This is a genomic window from Natrinema pallidum DSM 3751 (genome assembly GCF_000337615.1).
Taxonomy (GTDB): domain Archaea; phylum Halobacteriota; class Halobacteria; order Halobacteriales; family Natrialbaceae; genus Natrinema; species Natrinema pallidum.
Genome location: NZ_AOII01000072.1, coordinates 54,477 through 72,852, shown reverse-complemented (window position 1 = coordinate 72,852; position 18,376 = coordinate 54,477). Strand labels below are relative to the sequence as shown.

The window sequence follows — 18,376 nt, the reverse complement described above, 5'->3', positions numbered from 1 at the left end:
ACGTGTATCGTCGGTCGAAGCGGTTCGATCACTACTCGGCGTGGAGGTCACGGCACGCCCCATCGCGAAAACAGCGGAACAGTGCTGGGTGGCAGGAGTTCACCCACCGACTGGGAGTTACGATGACTGATCACGTGTGAAGACTGGGAGACCGTAACCGCGAGTCGGCGTCCGCTGTCTACCGGGCGACTATCACTTGGCACGATCGCCCCCGGTAGGTGTAATCGGCAGTGCATTCCTGTGTCGCTTTCGTGGTGTCATCACCTCCACTACCACTTGCTTTTGTACCCACAAACTTAATCTTTAGCCCTGTCTAATTATGGTCTTCAGTCATGCGGTCGAACGCTGTGGCGGTCGCTCACTCCCGCCCAAGCGTGTGAAACTCGTCGTTCGGTCGCATCTCGGCGAACATGGCCATTCGGTTGCTCATGTTGTAATAGGCGGTGACGGCTCCGATGTCCCAGATGGCCTCCTCGCTGAACCCGGCGTCCCGGAGCGCCTCGAGATCGGCTGGTTCGACATCGGCCGGCCGCTCGGTGAGTTTCACCGCGACGTCGAGCATCGTTCGGTGGGCGTCGCCGATATCCGCGGTCCGGTAGTTCGCGATCAGTTGGTCGGCCAGCGTCGGGTCCTCGGCGTAGATCCGAACGAGCGCCCCGTGGGCCACGTTACAGTAGTAACAGTGGTTGACGCCGGAGACGGCGACGATGAGCATCTCGATCTCCTCGCGCTCGAGGGCGGTGTCCTCGACGAGGGCGTCGTGATACTGAAAAAAGGCCCGGAAGTGCGAGGGTTTGTACGCGAACGCCGAGAACACGTTCGGCGTGAAGCCGGCGCGGTCGGTCTCTTCGACGATTCGCTCCTGGAGGTCAGCCGGGAGGTCGTCGAACGCCGGGACGGGGAATCGGGCCATCGCGTCGTCGCTGAGTTCTGGGGTCGGTTCGGATTGAGACTCGGCGTCGGAGTCGGGATTGCTCACGACTCCCGGTTCGCGGCCATCGGTAATAAGTCGGCGGTGAACGGCCCGCGAGCTACGCGTCGACGACGCCACCCGCGTCGATCGCCGCCTCGAGCACGGCGTCGCCGCCCGGTGTGGCGAGCAAGTGTGCTGGACAGTCGCAGTCGGACGCCCCGAACCCGGAGACGAACTCGCCCGGCAGCGACCGCGCCAGTTCACACTCCCGATCGGCGTCCGGGAACGTGATCGCGCGCTCGAGGCACGTCGCGGGATGTCCGAGCAGGTAGTCGACGTGCCAGTGGCGCGTCTCGCGGTCGCCGGCGGCGAGTTCGCGGTGGCGGTCGACGCGACTGAAGCCGCCGGGGCCGAACGCGCTGCCGACGTAGGCGTACGCGCCGGCGGCGAACTCGCGATCCCCCAGTGCGCCGACGTCGATCGTCGTCGATCGCGAAACGTCGATCACGAGGACGTACGTGCCGCTCATACGCCACGATCGGGGGAGACGCGGCAAAAACGGGACGGTTTCGATGCGCGGTTCGCGGACGGGCCGGCGCTCGAGGCCGTTACCGCGACCGGTCCTCGTCTCGAGGCTCCTCGTCGGCCGTCGGATCGCGCTCGTGGACGTGGCGGCGGGTAGTCATATCGTCCTCCTGTAACGGCCGGTTTCGGTCATCGCTCGAGTCCCGCTCCGACTCGCGGGGTTCGGTCCAGTCACCCTGTTCGGAGCGGCGACCCCGCTGGCGGTACTCGAGGCCGCCGCCGGACTGCTGTCCTCGGTTCATGCGGCCGCTCGAGGAGCCCTGGGTCTCTCGCCGATCTTCCTGGCGGCTGAACTGTTGTCGGTCCTGATACTCGTGTCCAGGTCGCTGGCCACGCTGTCCGCTTTCTTGTTCCCGTTGGGGACCAGTCTGCTGGCCTTCGCTCCGCTGGTGGCGACCGATCTCGGGCTGTCCCTGCTGGTACTGACTGCCGTGTTGCTCGCTGCCCCGCTGCGATCGCGTCCCTCGTTGGCCTTGCGTTCCGGGCTGTCGTCCGTGCTGCTCGCGGTCCCCACCGCGCTGCATCCCCTGCTGGCCGCGTTGCGATCGCTCCGCGCCGCGTTCGGCTCGCTGCATGCCGCCCTGCTGCCGACCGCCCCTGTGTTCCTGCCTCTCACCCTGTCGGTCGCGCTGGCCGCGCTGTTCGCCTTGCCGCCCCTCCTGTCGGGCTTCGCCGCCGTACGCGCGGGTCGCTCGGTCCATCGCGTTCGTTTCGACCCCGCTGCGCTGTTGCCCGGTCCGTGTCCGTCGTTCGCGCTGCTGCTCGGTGCGTTGCTTGTGGCGCTGACTGCGCTCACCGCGTTGCTCGGGGCCCCGTGACCCGCGATCGTCGCTCTCGCCGCGGCTGAACAACCCGTGAAGCCAGCCGCGGTCGTCGCCCTGTCGAGTCCGTTCGGTCTCGCTGTCGTGCTCTCGTCCCCGACCCCGGGTTCGCGTCCCGGCCTCGTTCGATCGCTCGGTCCGTTCCTCCGTCCGTCGATCGCTGTCGTATCGGTCGTTCATCGTGTGGCTGTGTGGATCGTCGACTCCAGTCGGCCGTCGATTCCCGATGCGGTGCGGTCGACGCGCTGGCCGCTGGTGGTCGTGCTGCGGTCGGACCTATCCCGAACGGGCGGATAAAACCCGAGCGTGAGTTCGCGTGCACGCCGATAGCGGTCGTCGGCGGGTATAATTGCGGAGGCGGGTCCTGGGGGGCGGGCGACTGGACGCGATTCCGGAACCGCGTCGCGTGTCGAGTCGCACGTCGCTCGAGTACCGCCGTCGAGATTATCGGGGGCTGTTCGCTCGTGGCGAGGCGTTTCCGAGGTCGTAAACCTGTTGTGGCTCCGTGTTCGGGCCGAACGCGAACAGCCCGCGGGCGGGTTCGTGTTCGTAGGTCACCCACTGCGGGAGCACCTCGCCGCCGATCAGTTTGCGAACGGCGAGCTGTTTGAGCCGTGTGTCGGCCACGAGGTGGTCCGTCAGCCGCAGATCGACGATCCCGTCGAAAACGTACTCTTCCTCGGGATAGCCGTTTTGCCCCGCCGTCGTCGCGGCGGCGACGATCGGGACGAACCGCGCCTTGCAGACCGTCGCCCGAACGTCTTTGACGAAGTCGTGAACCAACTGCTCTTGCAGTAACGACTCGAGTTCATCCAGCGAGTCGATCGTGACCAGCCCCGTCTCGGTCATCTCGAGGTCGTCGAGCGCGCGGTGGAGGGTGTTCGCCACCTCGCGACGATCGCTCGGATCGCGAACCGCCACGATCGCATCGCCGGCCGCCTCGCCGATGAACGTCGCCCAGTCGGTCCGGTGCTCGCGGAACGCGTCGCGGTCGTCGAGCCGGTGGGTGAAGCAGTCGATAACCCGCAGGCGGCCGGTTTCCAGCGCCGGGAGGACGTTCCAGCCGTTCTCGTAGAACCGCTCGAGCGTCGCCGTCGGCGGGTTGGCAAACGAGACGACCACGGCGGGTTCGCCCCGCTCGAGCGCGCGCCAGACGAGCTCGGTCCCCAACTCGGCGCGGCGGGTCCCCTCGTCCCCCGAGAGGAGGAGAAAGGAGTCGGCGGGAACGCCGTTCGGAACGAGCGAATCGAGCGGTTCGACGCCGGTTACGAACCGCTTGTACGCTTCGGGATCGGGCAGCGTCGACTCGTCGTCGGCGGCCTCGCGGCAGGCGGTCGAGCAGTACTGCCCGTCGTCGCTCTCCTCGGGATCGCCCGGGATCGGGTAGTGACAGTGGTCGCACTCGAGCGGGTGCTCCCGAGCGCGATCCGTCCAGAGCTGTCCTGACATACCGGGCCGCCCTACAACGGAGGGGATCAAAGAACCCTCCCCTGAACGGGTGGGCCGAGTCGGATCGGGCGTGGAGTTCGTTCCACGCCCGTTCCGTGCCGGCGGCAGCTCTCGTCACAGCCTGTCGCCAGGGTTTTGCTCCGGCAGCCCCGTCGGTCCCGTATGGACAGTGCACTCGTTATCGGCGGCACTCGCTTCATCGGCCGCCATCTCGTTGCCGATCTCCTCGACCACGAGTACGACGTCACGATCTTCAACCGCGGGACCCGAGAGAACCCGTTCGCGGACGACGACCGGGTCGACCACGTCGAGGGCGATCGGACGAACGACACGGCGCTCGAGGCCGCGGCGACGACCGTCGATCCCGACGCTGTCTTCGACTGTGTGGCCTATCACCCCAAGGACGTCCGCGTCGCGACGCGACTCTTCGAGGACTGCGAGGCGTACGTCTCCGTCTCGAGTGGCGCGGCCTACGGCCGCGAGGAGATCCCCAAGCGGGAGGGCGAGACGCCCCTGCACTCCTGTACGGCCGAGCAGGCGACCGACGACTCGGCCGAGAGCTACGGGAATCGGAAGGCCGAGGGCGATCGGGCGGTCTTCGCGGCGGCCGACGACGGCGTTCGAGCCATGGCCGTCCGACCGCCGATCGTCTACGGTCCCCACGACTACACCGAGCGGTTGGACTGGTGGATCGATCGCGTGAACCGCTTCGATCGGGTCGTGGTCCCCGGCGACGGGACGAACGTCTGGCACCGCGTGTACGTCGAAGACGTCGCCAGCGCGCTCCGGATCGTCGCCGAGCGCGGCACGGCCGGCGAGGCCTACAACGTCGGCGACCGACGACTCGTCACGCTCGAGGAGATGGTCGCGTTGATCGGCGAGACGCTGGCTACCGAGGTCGAGATCGTCCACGCCGGACCGCGAGAACTCGCTGCTGGCGACATCGACCTCGAGGACTACCCGCTCTACCGAGCGTACCCGCACGTCCTCTCGACGGCGAAACTCGCCGCGCTGGGCTGGGAGTCGACGCCGCTCGAGGAGGCGATGGCTCGGTCGGTCGACGACCACCTCGAAAGCGACCGGGACGGGGACGGGAACGGACCGGACCGAGAGGCCGAGGAGCGCGTGTTGCGGGTTCTCGAGACCCTCTGAACCGGGGTCAGTGACGGAGTCGCTCGAGCCGTCGCGCCGTCGACGGCCTCGATGCGAGCCGTTCGTGGAGTCGTCCGCGCTCGTCGGCCAGATCCGCGGTGGCCTCGTACGCGCTGGCGAGATCGTCGGCACCGACCGACTGAGCGGCGCGACGATCGGCAGCGAACGCACAGCGCTGGAGGTACCAGGACAGGAGCGGCCAGGCGATGGCGAGCACGGGGAGTGCGACGAGCATCGATCGCCAGATGGTCAGGGTCAGGAACAGTCCGGGCAGGAGGGACACGACGAGTGCTCGGCGCTCGAGGAGTCGGAGTTCGTCGGCCGCGGTTGCCCGTGCACACAGTGCCGTCAGTTCGTCGTCATCGAGGGCGTCGAACGTGTAGTCGGTGGCGTACAACCGCCGGTTCCGGAACGAGCCCCCGAGGTAGAGGCCGGCCGTTTCGGTCTCCTCGCCGGGAATGACGCCCGCGAGAGGGATCGTCGTGTCGACCCGGTCGGCGGCGGCCTCGAGCCGTCGTCGCTGGTCGGCCGTCGGCTCGCTGATCTCCTGTGAGAGTTGCACGCTGTACTGTGTCCAGACGAAGACCCAGAAGAGGAGGCCGGCGAACAGGATCGGAATCAGGAGCGGGCTCGGAGTCGACAGCCTGAGGAGGACGATCAGGGGGGCTATCAGACCGAGACAGAGCACCGCGATCGCGACGAGGTATTTCGCGAGACGAGCGACCGCGGTTGCAGCCGAAATCTCGAGGCCGCGCCGTTCGCGGGCGTACGGAAAGACGCCGAGGTACGTGACGAGGACCGCGACGATCGATCCGATCCCCGTCGGGACCCAGGCGAGGGGAGCCGCCAGTCCACCGGCCAGCGCCGGATGCAGCGACGAGAGAGTCGTCTCGGTTGCGTCGACGAGACCGGACAGCGTGAGGCCGACAACGGCCGTGAGGCCGACGAAGGACAGCAATCGGTACGTCCCGCGCGATCGGTGATCGTCGTCACCGCCGCGCCGAATCGTGTACGAACCGTACAGTCGACCCGCGACGTGGCCGACGACGAGCAGGCCGACCCAGAACGCGACTGCCACACGCATATTGGGCCGATACTGTTGGAAATATTATAGCCTATCGCATTCGCCGTGGCGAACGGATCGGCGACGCGGTCGGCTCTCGCTCGCGTCGCTCACGTCGGGACCGATCGAGCGGGGTCGCGTCGATCAGCGCGGCCACGAGGAAAAGCACATGTCCCGGGGGTGTGTCAGGTCCGGTATGTTCGACAAATCGACGTGGATCCGCCTCCCGCGAAACGTCGTCGTCGGCCACGACGTTCGCAGCGAGGTCGTCGACGTGGTCGACGATCTCCACTTACAGGGACGGCCGTTGTTCGTCACCAGTCCGACGCCTCGCGAGGTCGCCGCCGATCCCATCGCGACCGACTTCGAAGCCGCCGGGATCGACCCCGCGATCGTCACGATCGAGAAGGCGACCTTCGACGCCGTCGAACGGGTGATCGAGGTCGCCGAGGCCGAGGAAGTCTCCTATCTGGTCGGCATCGGCGGTGGGAAAGCCATCGACATCGCGAAACTGGCCAGCCACCACCTCGAGATGGGCTTTCTCTCCGTTCCGACTGCGGCGAGCCACGACGGCATCGTCAGCAATCGCGGCTCGGTACCGGACGGGGACTCCCGACACAGCGTCGCCGCGGAACCGCCGCTGGCGGTCGTCGCCGACACCGGGCTTCTCGCCGACGCACCGTGGGACCTGACGACCGCCGGCTGCGCCGACATCATTTCGAACTACACCGCCGTGATGGACTGGCGGCTCGCCCAGCGACTCCAGGACGTCGAGTACTCCGAGTACGCCGCCGCACTCTCGGAGATGACCGCCGAAATCCTGGTCGACAACGCCGACCTCATCCGACCCGGGCTCGAGGAGTCGGCCTGGGTCGTCACCAAGGCGCTCATGTCCTCGGGGGTCGCGATGAGCATCGCCGGCTCCTCCCGACCGGCCAGCGGGGCCGAACACCTCTTCTCGCACCAGCTCGATCGCTTAGCGCCCGGCGCGGCCCTGCACGGCCATCAGGTCGGCGTCGGCTCGATCATGACTGCCTATCTCCACGGCGGCGACCGGGGTATCTGGCGGGACATCCGCAACGCGCTGGCGAGCATCGACGCGCCGACGACTGCGGCGGAACTGGGTCTCGACGACGAGACCATGATCGAGGCGCTAACGACCTGTCACGAGATCCGCGACCGATACACGATCCTGGGCAACGGGATGAACGAACGGGCCGCTCGAGACGTGGCGACGAAAACGGGCGTAATCGGCTGAGAGTGACCGGACCTATCAACCCAGATCGGCCCGGTTGAACTGCCACAGACCGAGCGCGGCCGGCACGACGAGCCAGGCGACGAGGATGGCGAGGGCGACTTCGGGCGCGAGGTAGGCCGGGGCCGAGGGGTCCACGTTCACCATGAACGTCTCGATGTCGCTCGGCACGACGAGCGGGAAGGCTTTTCTGAATGCGATCGTCGGACTGAGCATGCGGATAAACTCGAACAGGTGATCGGAGAGCCCCATCCCGAACTGATCGTTCAGCACGTACTTGATCGCGGCGACGATCGAAAAGGCAGGTACGAGCATCATGAGATTACTGACGATGTAGAACCCGATCGAACCGGCCATCGCCCGCGACCGCGACCCCGTCGCAGCGGAGATACTGATCGCGACCGAGACGTACGCTAGCGTGAGGAGGACGGTCAGGCCAGCGACGCCGGCGAAGACCGTCGGTTCGAGTGACGGGTACCAGAGAACCGCCGTCACCGCGCCCACGCCGAACGCAACGAGAATCACACTGGCACCGATGGCCCCGCGGGAGAGGTACTTCCCGAGGACGATGTCCCGTCGCGTGTTCGGAAGCGAGAGCAGGTATCTGATACTCCCCGACTCCCGTTCGCCGGCGATCGCGAGGTACACCATCATGAGCGCAATGATCGGAATAAACGGCAGTCCGACGCTGGCGAGGGCCGACAACTGAGAGACGACGTTCGGTTCCACCGTTCCGCTCCGTCCGGTGTAGAAGAGAGACACCACGAGCAGCGTGTACAGTCCACTGACGATCCAGACGCTCTTCGACCGTCGGACGTCGAGGAAGTCCTTCTTCGCCACGGAGAGGACGCTCATGCCGACACCTCCGTCTCGACCTCGGCGAGACCGGCGTCGACGTCACCCTCGCCCGACTGCTCGCCGTCCGTGTAGGTGTTGAACAGCCGTTCGAGGGAGGTGTCCTCGGAAACGATGTCGAGGACGGTCGTCGCCGCACCGACCTGGGTTACGACCTCGTACTTTACGGGCGTCCTGGCACAGGACGCCGTGATCGTCGATCCGTCGACGGTCACCGAGTGGACGCCCTCGTGGGTCTCGAGGTCGGTCACGAGTGCGTCGGGGACGCGCTCGACGTCCAGCGAGATCGAGGCGTCGAAGTCGAGGTTCTCCCGCAGCGCGTCGAGGGTCCCGGTCGCGACGAGTCGGCCGTCGTTCATGATCCCGACGCGGTCGCAGACCGCCTCGACCTCCCCGAGGATGTGGCTCGAAAAGAACACGGTCGTGCCGCGGTCGGCTTCGGCGGTGATGATTTCGCGCAGTTCCTGCATCCCCTTGGGATCGAGCCCGGAGGACGGTTCGTCGAGGATCAGGAGGTCGGGATCCCCGACCAGCGCCATCGCGAACCCGAGTCGCTGGGCCATCCCCTTCGAGTAGCCGCCGGCCGATCGCGCCGCGGCCTCGGGTTCGAGACCGACTCGGTCGAGGAGTTCGTCCGGATCGTCGTCGCTGCCTTTGTTGTCGATGACCCATTCGAGGTGTTCGCGACCGGTCAGCCGGTCGTACAACGTCGCGCCTTCGGGGAGGACGCCGATGCGCGAGCGGATCGTTTTCGGCTCTCGCTGGACGTCGTAACCGAGCACCGTCGCGGCCCCCTCGGTCGGGCGGACGAAATCGAGCAACAGGTTGATCGTCGTCGACTTTCCGGCCCCGTTGGGACCGAGGAACCCGAACACCTCTCCCTCTTCGACGGTCAGGTCAAGGTCGTCGACGGCGATGACGTCCTCGCCGTATCGTTTGGTCAGGGCAGTCGTTTCGATAGCGGGCATACGTGAGGTAGCCCTGCCGCGGTAAATATAAGCCCTTCTAAAATTAAAGCATGGAAATACTTATCGACTGAAAGCCGGTCGACGGCGGCCCGGGCCGCTCAGACGTGTTCGTCGAGGAACTCGGCGATCGCCGAATAGGCCTCGATGCGGTTCTCGAGTTTCGAGAAGCCGTGGCCCTCGTCCTCGAAGAGCAGTTTCCGGACGGGAACGCCCTGCTCGGCGGCCTGTTCGGCGATCTGTTCGGCCTCGCCGACCGGGACGCGGGGGTCGTTCTCACCGTGGAGAACGAACAGCGGCGCGTCGATGTTTTCGATGTGGTTGATCGGCGAGACCTCCTCGAGGAACTCGCGGTCCTCGGCGAGCGACCCGTACTCGGCTTCCCGGAGTTCGCGCCGCCAATCGCCCGTGTTTTCGAGGAAGGTGACGAAGTTGGCGATGCCGACGATGTCGATTCCGGCCGCCCAGAGGTCCGGATACTCGGTCAGCGCGGCAAGCACCATGAACCCGCCGTAGGAGCCGCCTTTCGCGACGATTCGGTCCGGATCGATCGCGGGGTGGTCCTGTAGCCACTCGACGCAGGCTCGGATGTCCGCAACCGAATCCATCCGTTTCTCGACATCGTCGAGGCTCGCGTACTCGGCCCCGTAGCCCGACGAGCCGCGGACGTTCGGCTCGAAGTAGGCGTAGCCCCGATCGAGGAAGTACTGCTTGACGCTCGAGAACGAGGGCCGGCGTTGACTCTCGGGGCCGCCGTGGATGTCGACGATCACGGGCGTGGCTCCGGCTTCGTGACCGTCGGGGAGGGTAAAGAAGCCGGGCACCGAAAGATCGTCGAAGCTCTCGACGTGGACCAGGTTCGATTCGGCGAACGATTCGGGCGGCACGCCCGCCGTCGGCGCGTCGGTCCACCGTTCGGTCGCGCCGGTTTCGATGTCGACGACGAAGACGTTCGTATGCACCGCGTCGCCGGTCGTCGACAGCGCGACCCGCTCGGCATCGGGACCGAAACTCACGCCGCCGGAGACGCCGCCCGGCAGGTCGGGTTCGGGGAACGTCTCGAACGCGGTCGGATCGGCCCCGTCGAACTCCCCGACGGTCAGCTCGGTGTATCCCTCGACGTTTTCCGAGTAGACGAACCGGCCGGTGTCGTCGTCCAGCGCGATGCCGTCGACGTTCCACTCGCCGTCGACGACGGGCTCGAGATCACCCGTCTCGAGGTCGAGATAGGCGAGATAGAGCGTCTCCGCCTCGCCCTCGTCGGTGACGAGATAGATCCCCTCGCCGTCCGGGGCCCAGTTCGCGCTTTGGTAGCGTACGTCGCCATCGTGGGGCGTGAGGTGCTCGAGATCACCCGTCTCGAGGTCGAGCACGGACAGATCCTGATCGAAGTTGGAGTAGGCCTGTGAGACCAGCAGCCGGGAGTCGTCGGGACTCCAGCCCGACAGCGAGAGCCAGCCGTCGCCCTCGTAGACGAGTTCGGCATCGCTCCCGGTCTCGTCGCGGTTCTGGACGTAGACGTCGAAGACGGACTCGTCCCGGCGGTTCGAGGTGAACGCGAACCGGTCGCCGTCGTGGCTCCAGCCGCCCCAGCGGTGTTTGGCCTCCGGCATCGCCGTCACGTTCTCGATCGCGCCGGTTTCGGCATCGAGCCGGAACAGTTGTGCGCGCTCGTTGCCGCCCTCATCCATCCCGAAGAGCAGCTCCGGGCGCTCGGGCGACCACGAGGCGAAGGTCACCCGCTCGTCGTAGAAGGTCCGCTGTTCGGGCCAGCCGCGGGGTTCCTCGAGCGTCCAGAGCTGCGGCGTGCCGGTCGTGTCCAGCAGGAAAGAGAGCCGTTCGCCGTCGGGACCGAACGAGGCACCGTAGGCGCTCCGAATGTTGAGGTAGCGCTCGATGTCGTAGCTGTGCATGCCAGAGCCGTACGGACTCGAGGGGGTAGTCGTTTCGGTCGGGACCGGTTCCGCCCGCGACGAACGTGACGTACCGACCGGCAACTCGGTGACTGTCAGGCCCGCTTTCGACGGAAACAGGGTGATTTTTATCCTTTCACTGGGATGCTGTGAGCAGATGCGAATCGCGTTCGTCTCGTTCGAAACGGTTCACCACCGCGATACTGAGACGAACCAGCGGTTTCGGACCGTCTGTGACCTCCTCGCGGAGCGCGGCCACGACGTCCACTGGTACTGTGCCGGGTTCTGGGCCGGCGAGGAGTCGACATACGAACACGACGGGATAACGTACCACGCAGTCGCGACCGGGACGGACGCCCGGAGTTCGTTCCTCCTGCGGTTGCCGTTCGTCCTCGCGGCCACGCGCCCGGACGTGATCCACGTCGGCCCCCAGCCGCCGAGCCAGGTCGTCGCCGCTACACTGGGTGCGACGATGGCCCGTGCACCGCTCGTCCTCGAGTGGTACGGCGACGGCGGCATCGACGACACGCGGTGGACGCGGCTCGCCGCGGGGCGGCCCGACCGGATCGTCACGCCGTCGGAACTCGTCGGGACGTGGGTCCGGGAACTCGGGGCCGACGGCGACTGCATCGAGACGATCCCGAACCCGATCGACTGCGACCGGATTCGGGATGTCGAACCGGGCGCGGAAGTCGACGTAATCTACGCCCGGCGACTCGATGCGGGTGCCAACCTCGAGAGCCTGCTGTTGGGGCTGGCCGAACTCCGTGATCGCGAGTGGCAAGCGACGGTCGTCGGCGACGGACCCGAGCGAGCGGCGTACGAACAACTGACGGCCGACCTCCGGATCGAAGACCGGGTGACCTTCGTCGGCGACCTCGATCTCGAGGATCGGATCGCGGCCTACCGCGGGGCTCACGTCTTCGCGCAGACGGCCGACCACTGTGTCTTCCCGACGGAGATGCTGTGGGCGCTGGCCGCCGGCTGTGTCGGCATCGTGGAGTACCACGCCAACTCCAGCGCACACGAACTCGTCGAAGGGAGGGACCGAGGATTCCGAACGACCAGCGAGGTCGAACTCGCAGAGGCCATCCTCGCCGCGGGCGATCTCGAGCATCGCACGTACGACGAGGCGTTCGCCGACTACGACCGGTCGGCGGTGGCAGACCGGTACCTCGAGCGGTACCGAGCGCTCCGCGACGAGCACGGCGTACTGTAGCAGGTGGTGGGGAGACGAGTTCGTCATTCAGCCGCGCTGCTGTCCGACTTCACGGTCTTCTTTCCGACAGAGACGGGCCGTGACACGAGTATTTTCGGCCGTCGTTCTCGTCTCCCTTGCAGTCCCGTTCGTGCAGTCGGTCGAACGGGACATCGAGCCGCGACCGCGCCGGAAGAGTGGTAGCGGGCTCACCGCATCGACCGGAGATACCTATATGTTCGTTCATGATCGTATTCGGGTATGCACGACGACTGTGAGTTCTGTCGGATCGTCGCGGGCGAGCGATCGGCGTACGTTCTGTCCGAAACCGAGCACACCGTCGCGTTTTTGGACGAGAATCCGGCCACGACGGGACACAGCCTCGTCGTTCCGCGGACCCACGAGTCGGACGTCCTGACGATAGACGAATCGACCGCGACGGCCGTCTTCGAGACGGTCCGCACCGTCTCGAACGCGCTGGAGACGGCGCTCGAGCCGCGCGGGTTCAGCGTCTTTCACACCAGCGGGCCGCTCGTCGGCACCGTCGAGCACGCGCACGTCCACCTCGTGCCCCGCTTCGCGGACGACGACGTGTCCCTATCGCTCCCGCGGACCCGACTCGAGGCCGACGAGGCAACACAACTGCGGAATCGCGTCCGAGGGCACCTCTGACCGCCTGCGCTCCGCAAGCGGTGGACCGCCCGTGGCGTCTCGAGTCGGCGCTCAGAGTTCGAACTTCGCCGCTGCCGTCTCCATGTCCTTGTCACCGCGCCCCGAGAGGTTAACGAGGATGGTTTCGTGCTCGCCGGCCTCCGCCAGTTCGATCGCGCGAGCGATCCCGTGGCTGGACTCGAGTGCGGGAATGATCCCCTCGGTCTCGCTCAGTTCCCGGAACGCCGCGAGCGCTTCGTCGTCCGTGACGCCGGTGTAGTCGCAGCGACCGACGGCCCGGAACATGGCGTGTTCGGGGCCGACGCCGGGGTAGTCGAGCCCCGCGGAGACGGAGTGGACCTCGACGTCGTCGTCGATGACGCGGGTCTTCATGCCGTGAATGACGTCGTCAGTCCCCTTCGCGAGCGGGGCCGCGTGCTTGCTCGAGGTCGCACCGTCGCCGCCGCCTTCGGCACCGTAGAAAGCGACGGGATCGTCCCGAAACGCGTGAAAGAGCCCGATCGCGTTCGACCCGCCGCCGACGCAAGCGACCGCGGCGTCGGGCAGGTCGCCGGTCCGCTCCTGTATTTGCTCGCGGGCCTCCCGACCGATGACGCTCTGGAAGTCCCGAACCATCCGCGGGAACGGGTCGGGGCCGACGACGCTGCCCACCAGGTAGTGCGTGTCCTCGACGTTCTCGGCGAAGTCCTCGAGCGCGGCGTCGACGGCATCGGCCAGGCCCTCGTCGCCGCGGGTAACCTCGTTGACCTCGGCTCCCATGAGCCGCATGCGGAAGACGTTCATTTCCTGGCGCTCGACGTCTTTCTTCCCCATGTAGATCTCCGTCTCGAGGCCCAGCAGGGCACCGACCATCGCGGTCGCGGTGCCGTGCTGGCCGGCCCCGGTTTCGGCGATGAGGCGGTCGCGACCCGCCCGCTTGGCCAGCAGCGCCTGACCGAGCGCGTTGTTGATCTTGTGGGCCCCGCCGTGGAGCAGGTCTTCCCGCTTGAGGTAGATCTCGGCCCCGTAGCGCTCGCTCAAGTTTCGGGCGTAGTACAGCGGCGTCGGCCGCCCGGCGAACTCCTCGAGCACGTCCCGTAATTCGGACTGGAACGCCTCGGTGTCCGCGATATCGTCGTAGACCGTCGCGAGTCGCTCGAGCGGTTCCCGAAGCGGTTCCGGCACGTGTCGCCCGCCGTAGCCCTCGAACGTTCCGTTGGACATATGACGGTTGGTTGCGCGCTCATCGTCAAGTAAGTTCCGTGCGCTCGAGGGCTCAGCCTCGCAGCCAGCGGCGGCGCGGCGGCCCCCGTGGTGCGGCCGAAAGTATTACCGACACCGATGACACGGTCTCCGAACGGATCGGGAGCCACGGGACCGGATCGGCACCCCTCGCGACGAATTCAGAACAGCACGGAGAGGACGGTCAACGAGAGGAGGCTCCCGACGAGCAACGCCAGCAATACGACGACCGCGGGCAGTAGCCCGGTGCTCTTGATGTCGGCGAGGCGGATTTCGGTCCCGAGGCCGACGAACGCAAGCAGGAACAACCAGTTGTACGCGTGTTCGATCGAGGCCTGCTGGGCCGACGAAAAGACGCCGAGACTCGAGAGCGCGGCGAGGGCGAGAAAGCCGAGCACGAACTTCGGGAACTCGGCCCAGAGGGTCCGGATGGAGGCTGCGCCGTCGTCTCCACGTTGTGCGTAGTAGCTCGCGTACCCGAGAACGACGACCCCGATCAGGGCGTTTCGCGAGAGTTTGGTCATCGTCGCCCACTGACCGGCGGCGTCGGAGTAGGCGAAGCCGACCGCGACGACCGGCCCGGTCGAGAACATACTGACGCCGGCCCACGTTCCGAAGACCGCGCCGGATAGGTCGAGCAGGTCGCCGACGATCGGGTAGACGACGATCGTAATCGCGTCGAACAGCAGGACCGTCGCCGCCGCGTAGGCGACCTGGTCTTCCGTCGCCCGGACGGCACCGGCGACCGCGACGACCGCCGAGACGCCACAGATGCTCGCCCCGGCCGCGAGCAGCGTCCCCAGCCGTTCGGTCAGGCCGAAGACGTTTCGCGCGAGGAGTTCCACGACGACGAGCGTGATCCCGGTAACGGCGAGCACGACGAGAAAGACCGGTCCCCCGACCTCGAGAACCGTCGCGGTCGATATCGACGCACCCATGAGGACGATCCCGGACCCGAGCCACAGCTTGTGCGTCGCGACGCCGGGGTCACAGTCGTCCGGGAGGCCGACGGCGTTCGAGACGACGACGCCCAGCGCGATGGCGACGAGCAGGTGGTTGACGCCGACGACGCGGGCGACCCACCGGGCCAGGACGGCACCGAGACAGAGCGCGACGATCCCCGGAAGGAGTCGGCGGACGCCCATTCGTCACCAGGGGATCGGCAGGCCGAGAACGCTGACGAGTCCGACGATCGTTGCACCGACGACGACGCTCTGCCAGTCGCGCTCGAGCGCTGTCCAGCGATCTCTGATGACGGTACTCCACCGCCACCGATCGATCGACATCGACATACGTTCGACTCCTGATACCGCGACAGTTAATAGTTCTCCCTCTCGTCGGAGATAGCGGACTATATTGCTGCTACTTGCGGCGGACGGGTGTCGTGACCGGTCGGTTCCTTGCGACGCCGCTCGAGGACTCGGCGTTCGGTGTCGATCGGCCGAGACGGGAGCCGCGTGCGTCCGACCGATCACCGGTCGACGCTTCCCAGCACGATGTCGAGACTCCCGAGCGACGCGATCAGGTCCGCGACGTACTCGCCCTCGGCCATCTCCGGCAGCGCTGAGAGATTGTGAAAACACGGGCTGCGGATCTTGAACCGCGCCGGCGAGTTCGAGCCGTCCGCACGGATGTAGATCCCGAGTTCGCCCTTCGCGCTCTCGACGGCGCGATAGGTCTCGGTTCCGGCGTCCGGCTTGAGCGTCCGCGGGACGTTACTCTGGACCGTCCGCTCGTCCTCGGGCCAGTCCTCGAGCAAGTCGAGACACTGCTCGATGATCTTCGCCGACTCCTCGACCTCGCGGAGGCGGACCAGGACACGCGCGTAGTTGTCACAGCCGTCCTCGGTGACGACATCCCATTCCAGATCGTCGTAGTAGCCGTAGGGGTTGTCCCGTCGGATATCGTAGTCGATCCCGGAACCACGAGCGACGGGGCCCGTACAGCCGTACTCTTTGGCGACTGCTGGCTCGAGGACACCGGTATCGATGCTTCGAATCTGGAATATCTCGTTGCCGGTCAGCAGATCGTGGTATTCGTCGACCTTTGCGGGGAGTTCGTCGAGAAAGTCCCGGCACTTCTCGATGAACGCCGCGCGGGGGTCGGGCAGGTCCCAGCAGACGCCACCCAGCCGGAAGAAGTAGAACATCATCCGCTGGCCGGTCAGGTCCTCCAAGATGTCCTGGACGACTTCGCGATCGCGCATGCCGTACTGGAAGATGGCCGTGAAGTCGCCGTAGACGTCGAGGGCGAACGTCGAAACCGCGAGGAAGTGGCCGAGCAGTCGGCCGAACTCGGTCGCCATCGTCCGCAGGACCTGCGCGTACTCGGGAACCTCGATGTCGGCGATGTCCTCGATCGCCCGGGCGACCGCCCACTCGTTGGGCAGGTTCGCCGTGTAGTCCCAGCGGTTCGAGTACGGAATGATCTGGTGACGATAGGTGCCGTTCTGGCACATCTGTTCCTCACACCGGTGGAGGTAGCCGATATCGGGGTCGACCTCGACGACCGACTCGCCGTCCAGTACCGTCTCGAGGTGGAGCACGCCGTGGGTTGCCGGGTGATGTGGCCCGATATTGAGCAACATCGTGTCCGACTCGGTGACGCGGTGGTCCGCCGCGAGCGGGTTCGCGTGTTCGCTGTAGCTGACGACCTGCGGTTTGTCCTGGTCGTACTCGAGTGCGAGCGGGTGTCCCTGCCACGATTCAGGGAGGAGAATTCGACGGAGGTCCGGGTGGCCGGCGTACTCGATGCCGACGAGGTCGTAGGCCTCCCGCTCGTGCCAGTCGGCGGTCCGGAAGACCGGTTCGGCGGATTCACAGACCGGCTCGGCCGGCGGTAACGGAACGATCAGCGTCACCTCGTGGGTCCGCCGATCGTATTTGGTCATGTGGATGATCGACTCGTAGCGATCCTCGTACTGTTGGGACGTGATACACGAGAGGTGGTCGAACCCGGCTTCGTCGCGCAACAGGCGAATCACCGCCTGCACGTCGTCCGGTCGGATCACGAACGCGGGCGCGTTCTCGTGATCGTCCCGACCGATCGCGTACTCGGAGAGCAGCGTCTCGAGTCGCCCCTCGTCGACGCCGTCCACGCGCCGGTGGTCGTACTCCGGATCGATACGCCCGCGCTGGGGCTCCGATATCTCACTCATGAGGGTCCCTCGTACGCCGAGCGATGGCGCGTCTCGGAAACCTACAAGTGACACGGAAATGAGGGTTTTCCCGCGTTCGCGTGACGGTCCGCGGCGAGTGAACGACATCGATCGGGGGCCGCTCGCGGCGTCGGCCGTCCGGCCGAGCGGAATCGCTTATATGCGTCGTCGTCCGTAGCGTAAGTATGACTCGAGGGATCGGCTGGTTCGACGCGTTCCGCGAGGTGGCCCCCGAGTGGGCCGTCGTCGTACTCGGGGTGGTGACCCAACTCGGCGACGTGTGGTTCCTGGGGGCGCTCGTCGGGACCAGCTACTGGCTGGAGACCGACAACCGAGACCGGATCGCCGCCGTCTTCGGATTACTGCTGGCCGGCCTGTCGCTCATCACGGCGCTGAAACACGTCTTCGCGCTGCCGCGGCCGGAGCGGACGCTCGTGGACATCGAGGCGCTCCCGGAAGCGGTCCACCCGCTGTACGAGGCCACCGCGACGGCGACCGGGTACGGGTTTCCGAGCGGCCACGCCCTGCTGACGACGATCGTCTACCTGAGCCTGGCCGAGTACGGCTCCGTCGGCACGCGCCGCCAGCGATACGTCGGAGCCGCCGGAATCGTGACGGTGGTCTGTTTCTCCCGGGTCGGCCTCGGAGTCCATTACCTCGTCGACGTCGTCGCCGGCGTCGGCATCGGACTGGTCTTTCTCCTCCTCGTCTGGCGGCTTCTGGATCGGTACCCGGCTCGGCGGGGCACGCTCGGGTTCGGACTGGCCGTCGCCCTCGCCGCCGTCGCGTTCGTCACGAGCGGAGCCGCTTCCGACGCCGTCCTGCTCGTCGGCGCGTCGGTCGGCGCGTTCGCCGGCTGGCAGTTCGCCGCCCTCGCTCGAGAGGTCGACGCGGGTCGTGGCCCGATTCACGGGAGCCGCGCCCTCACCGCGAGAGCCGCGGCCGTCGCCGCCGGTGTCGTGTCCCTGCTCGCGATCTCGGGCTACTACTGGCCCATCTCGTCGCTCGCCGGGAGCGGCGTCCTCGGGCTCGCCGTCGCCGCGTTCGTCACACTTCCCGTGCTCTACTCGGAGCGCGGCAGCGATCTCTGAACGCGCTCTCGAGTGCCGCTCCGTGGGGAATCGGGTCCGCGTCCGGGTCCAGCAGCGTCCGCTCGT

General features: G+C 66.7%; 17 protein-coding genes. 5 read left to right on the top strand and 12 right to left on the bottom strand.

What is annotated here, in order from left to right; all coding sequences use genetic code 11:
* Positions 1–358 precede the first annotated feature (358 nt).
* The 4 genes from C487_RS11855 to C487_RS11840 form a co-directional block, all read right to left on the bottom strand.
* Positions 359–913 carry a peroxidase-related enzyme gene (locus tag C487_RS11855; protein WP_049908116.1) on the bottom strand — a complete coding sequence of 185 codons (555 nt, stop codon included), beginning with the start codon at positions 911–913 and terminating at the stop codon, positions 359–361.
* Between the two features lie 118 nt (positions 914–1,031).
* Positions 1,032–1,442: a GIY-YIG nuclease family protein gene (locus C487_RS11850; RefSeq protein WP_006186006.1), complete on the bottom strand. Its 411-nt coding sequence runs from the start codon at positions 1,440–1,442 to the stop codon at positions 1,032–1,034.
* A 79-nt stretch (positions 1,443–1,521) separates the two neighbouring features.
* On the bottom strand, positions 1,522–2,499 hold the full coding sequence (locus C487_RS21545) for a hypothetical protein (protein WP_006186005.1): 978 nt from the start codon (positions 2,497–2,499) through the stop codon (positions 1,522–1,524).
* Between the two features lie 264 nt (positions 2,500–2,763).
* A complete protein-coding gene (locus C487_RS11840; protein ID WP_006186004.1) occupies positions 2,764–3,768 on the bottom strand; it encodes an RAD55 family ATPase in 1,005 nt (334 codons plus the stop codon).
* A gap of 162 nt (positions 3,769–3,930) precedes the next feature.
* Here C487_RS11840 and C487_RS11835 point away from each other — a divergent pair, with 162 nt between their 5' ends.
* Positions 3,931–4,920: an NAD-dependent epimerase/dehydratase family protein gene (locus tag C487_RS11835; RefSeq protein WP_006186003.1), complete on the top strand. Its 990-nt coding sequence runs from the start codon at positions 3,931–3,933 to the stop codon at positions 4,918–4,920.
* A gap of 7 nt (positions 4,921–4,927) precedes the next feature.
* Here the strand turns inward: C487_RS11835 and C487_RS11830 are convergent, their stop codons facing one another.
* Entirely contained in the window at positions 4,928–6,004 is a 1,077-nt protein-coding gene (locus C487_RS11830; protein WP_049908103.1) for a M48 family metalloprotease, read from the bottom strand.
* 175 nt (positions 6,005–6,179) lie between these two features.
* Between C487_RS11830 and C487_RS11825 the strand changes: the two genes are divergently transcribed.
* Positions 6,180–7,241, top strand: coding sequence for an NAD(P)-dependent glycerol-1-phosphate dehydrogenase (locus C487_RS11825; RefSeq protein ID WP_006186001.1), 1,062 nt, complete (start codon positions 6,180–6,182; stop codon positions 7,239–7,241).
* A gap of 15 nt (positions 7,242–7,256) precedes the next feature.
* On the opposite strand, the gene C487_RS11820 is transcribed toward C487_RS11825, so the two are convergent.
* From C487_RS11820 to C487_RS11810, 3 genes are all read right to left on the bottom strand, one after another.
* Complete coding sequence (locus C487_RS11820) at positions 7,257–8,093, bottom strand: ABC transporter permease (RefSeq protein WP_006186000.1); 837 nt, start codon at positions 8,091–8,093, stop codon at positions 7,257–7,259.
* The gene (locus C487_RS11815; RefSeq protein ID WP_006185999.1) at positions 8,090–9,061 is read right to left on the bottom strand and encodes an ABC transporter ATP-binding protein; all 972 of its coding nucleotides are present in this window, start codon (positions 9,059–9,061) and stop codon (positions 8,090–8,092) included. Before C487_RS11815 ends, C487_RS11820 begins: the two co-directional genes overlap by 4 nt.
* A gap of 98 nt (positions 9,062–9,159) precedes the next feature.
* A complete protein-coding gene (locus C487_RS11810; protein ID WP_006185998.1) occupies positions 9,160–10,971 on the bottom strand; it encodes a S9 family peptidase in 1,812 nt (603 codons plus the stop codon).
* A 157-nt stretch (positions 10,972–11,128) separates the two neighbouring features.
* Between C487_RS11810 and C487_RS11805 the strand changes: the two genes are divergently transcribed.
* Both C487_RS11805 and C487_RS11800 read left to right on the top strand, forming a co-directional pair.
* Positions 11,129–12,190, top strand: coding sequence for a glycosyltransferase family 4 protein (locus C487_RS11805; RefSeq protein WP_049908114.1), 1,062 nt, complete (start codon positions 11,129–11,131; stop codon positions 12,188–12,190).
* A gap of 240 nt (positions 12,191–12,430) precedes the next feature.
* Complete coding sequence (locus tag C487_RS11800; protein WP_006185996.1) at positions 12,431–12,841, top strand: HIT family protein; 411 nt, start codon at positions 12,431–12,433, stop codon at positions 12,839–12,841.
* Between the two features lie 51 nt (positions 12,842–12,892).
* Here the strand turns inward: C487_RS11800 and trpB are convergent, their stop codons facing one another.
* The 4 genes from trpB to C487_RS11785 form a co-directional block, all read right to left on the bottom strand.
* Complete coding sequence (gene trpB, locus C487_RS11795) at positions 12,893–14,044, bottom strand: tryptophan synthase subunit beta (protein ID WP_006185995.1); 1,152 nt, start codon at positions 14,042–14,044, stop codon at positions 12,893–12,895.
* Positions 14,045–14,223: 179 nt separating this feature from the next.
* Positions 14,224–15,207, bottom strand: coding sequence for a YeiH family protein (locus tag C487_RS11790; protein WP_006185994.1), 984 nt, complete (start codon positions 15,205–15,207; stop codon positions 14,224–14,226).
* Between the two features lie 3 nt (positions 15,208–15,210).
* Positions 15,211–15,354 (bottom strand): hypothetical protein, encoded by a 144-nt coding sequence (locus C487_RS21030; RefSeq protein WP_006185993.1) that lies wholly within the window; start codon positions 15,352–15,354, stop codon positions 15,211–15,213.
* Between the two features lie 179 nt (positions 15,355–15,533).
* Positions 15,534–17,219, bottom strand: coding sequence for an NADH-quinone oxidoreductase subunit D (locus C487_RS11785; RefSeq protein ID WP_006185992.1), 1,686 nt, complete (start codon positions 17,217–17,219; stop codon positions 15,534–15,536).
* A 185-nt stretch (positions 17,220–17,404) separates the two neighbouring features.
* Here C487_RS11785 and C487_RS11780 point away from each other — a divergent pair, with 185 nt between their 5' ends.
* The gene (locus tag C487_RS11780) at positions 17,405–18,310 is read left to right on the top strand and encodes a phosphatase PAP2 family protein (RefSeq protein WP_006185991.1); all 906 of its coding nucleotides are present in this window, start codon (positions 17,405–17,407) and stop codon (positions 18,308–18,310) included.
* The last annotated feature ends 66 nt before the right edge of the window (positions 18,311–18,376 follow it).

Excerpts from the sequence above, each read along its gene's own strand:
- C487_RS11855 (WP_049908116.1), bottom strand. The coding sequence starts at position 913 with ATGGCCCGATTCCCCGTCCCGGCGTTCGACGACCTCCCGGCTGACCTC.
- C487_RS11850 (WP_006186006.1), bottom strand. The coding sequence starts at position 1,442 with ATGAGCGGCACGTACGTCCTCGTGATCGACGTTTCGCGATCGACGACG.
- C487_RS21545 (WP_006186005.1), bottom strand. The coding sequence starts at position 2,499 with ATGAACGACCGATACGACAGCGATCGACGGACGGAGGAACGGACCGAG.
- C487_RS11840 (WP_006186004.1), bottom strand. The coding sequence starts at position 3,768 with ATGTCAGGACAGCTCTGGACGGATCGCGCTCGGGAGCACCCGCTCGAG.
- C487_RS11835 (WP_006186003.1), top strand. The coding sequence starts at position 3,931 with ATGGACAGTGCACTCGTTATCGGCGGCACTCGCTTCATCGGCCGCCAT.
- C487_RS11830 (WP_049908103.1), bottom strand. The coding sequence starts at position 6,004 with ATGCGTGTGGCAGTCGCGTTCTGGGTCGGCCTGCTCGTCGTCGGCCAC.
- C487_RS11825 (WP_006186001.1), top strand. The coding sequence starts at position 6,180 with ATGTTCGACAAATCGACGTGGATCCGCCTCCCGCGAAACGTCGTCGTC.
- C487_RS11820 (WP_006186000.1), bottom strand. The coding sequence starts at position 8,093 with ATGAGCGTCCTCTCCGTGGCGAAGAAGGACTTCCTCGACGTCCGACGG.
- C487_RS11815 (WP_006185999.1), bottom strand. The coding sequence starts at position 9,061 with ATGCCCGCTATCGAAACGACTGCCCTGACCAAACGATACGGCGAGGAC.
- C487_RS11810 (WP_006185998.1), bottom strand. The coding sequence starts at position 10,971 with ATGCACAGCTACGACATCGAGCGCTACCTCAACATTCGGAGCGCCTAC.
- C487_RS11805 (WP_049908114.1), top strand. The coding sequence starts at position 11,129 with ATGCGAATCGCGTTCGTCTCGTTCGAAACGGTTCACCACCGCGATACT.
- C487_RS11800 (WP_006185996.1), top strand. The coding sequence starts at position 12,431 with ATGCACGACGACTGTGAGTTCTGTCGGATCGTCGCGGGCGAGCGATCG.
- trpB (WP_006185995.1), bottom strand. The coding sequence starts at position 14,044 with ATGTCCAACGGAACGTTCGAGGGCTACGGCGGGCGACACGTGCCGGAA.
- C487_RS11790 (WP_006185994.1), bottom strand. The coding sequence starts at position 15,207 with ATGGGCGTCCGCCGACTCCTTCCGGGGATCGTCGCGCTCTGTCTCGGT.
- C487_RS21030 (WP_006185993.1), bottom strand. The coding sequence starts at position 15,354 with ATGTCGATGTCGATCGATCGGTGGCGGTGGAGTACCGTCATCAGAGAT.
- C487_RS11785 (WP_006185992.1), bottom strand. The coding sequence starts at position 17,219 with ATGAGTGAGATATCGGAGCCCCAGCGCGGGCGTATCGATCCGGAGTAC.
- C487_RS11780 (WP_006185991.1), top strand. The coding sequence starts at position 17,405 with ATGACTCGAGGGATCGGCTGGTTCGACGCGTTCCGCGAGGTGGCCCCC.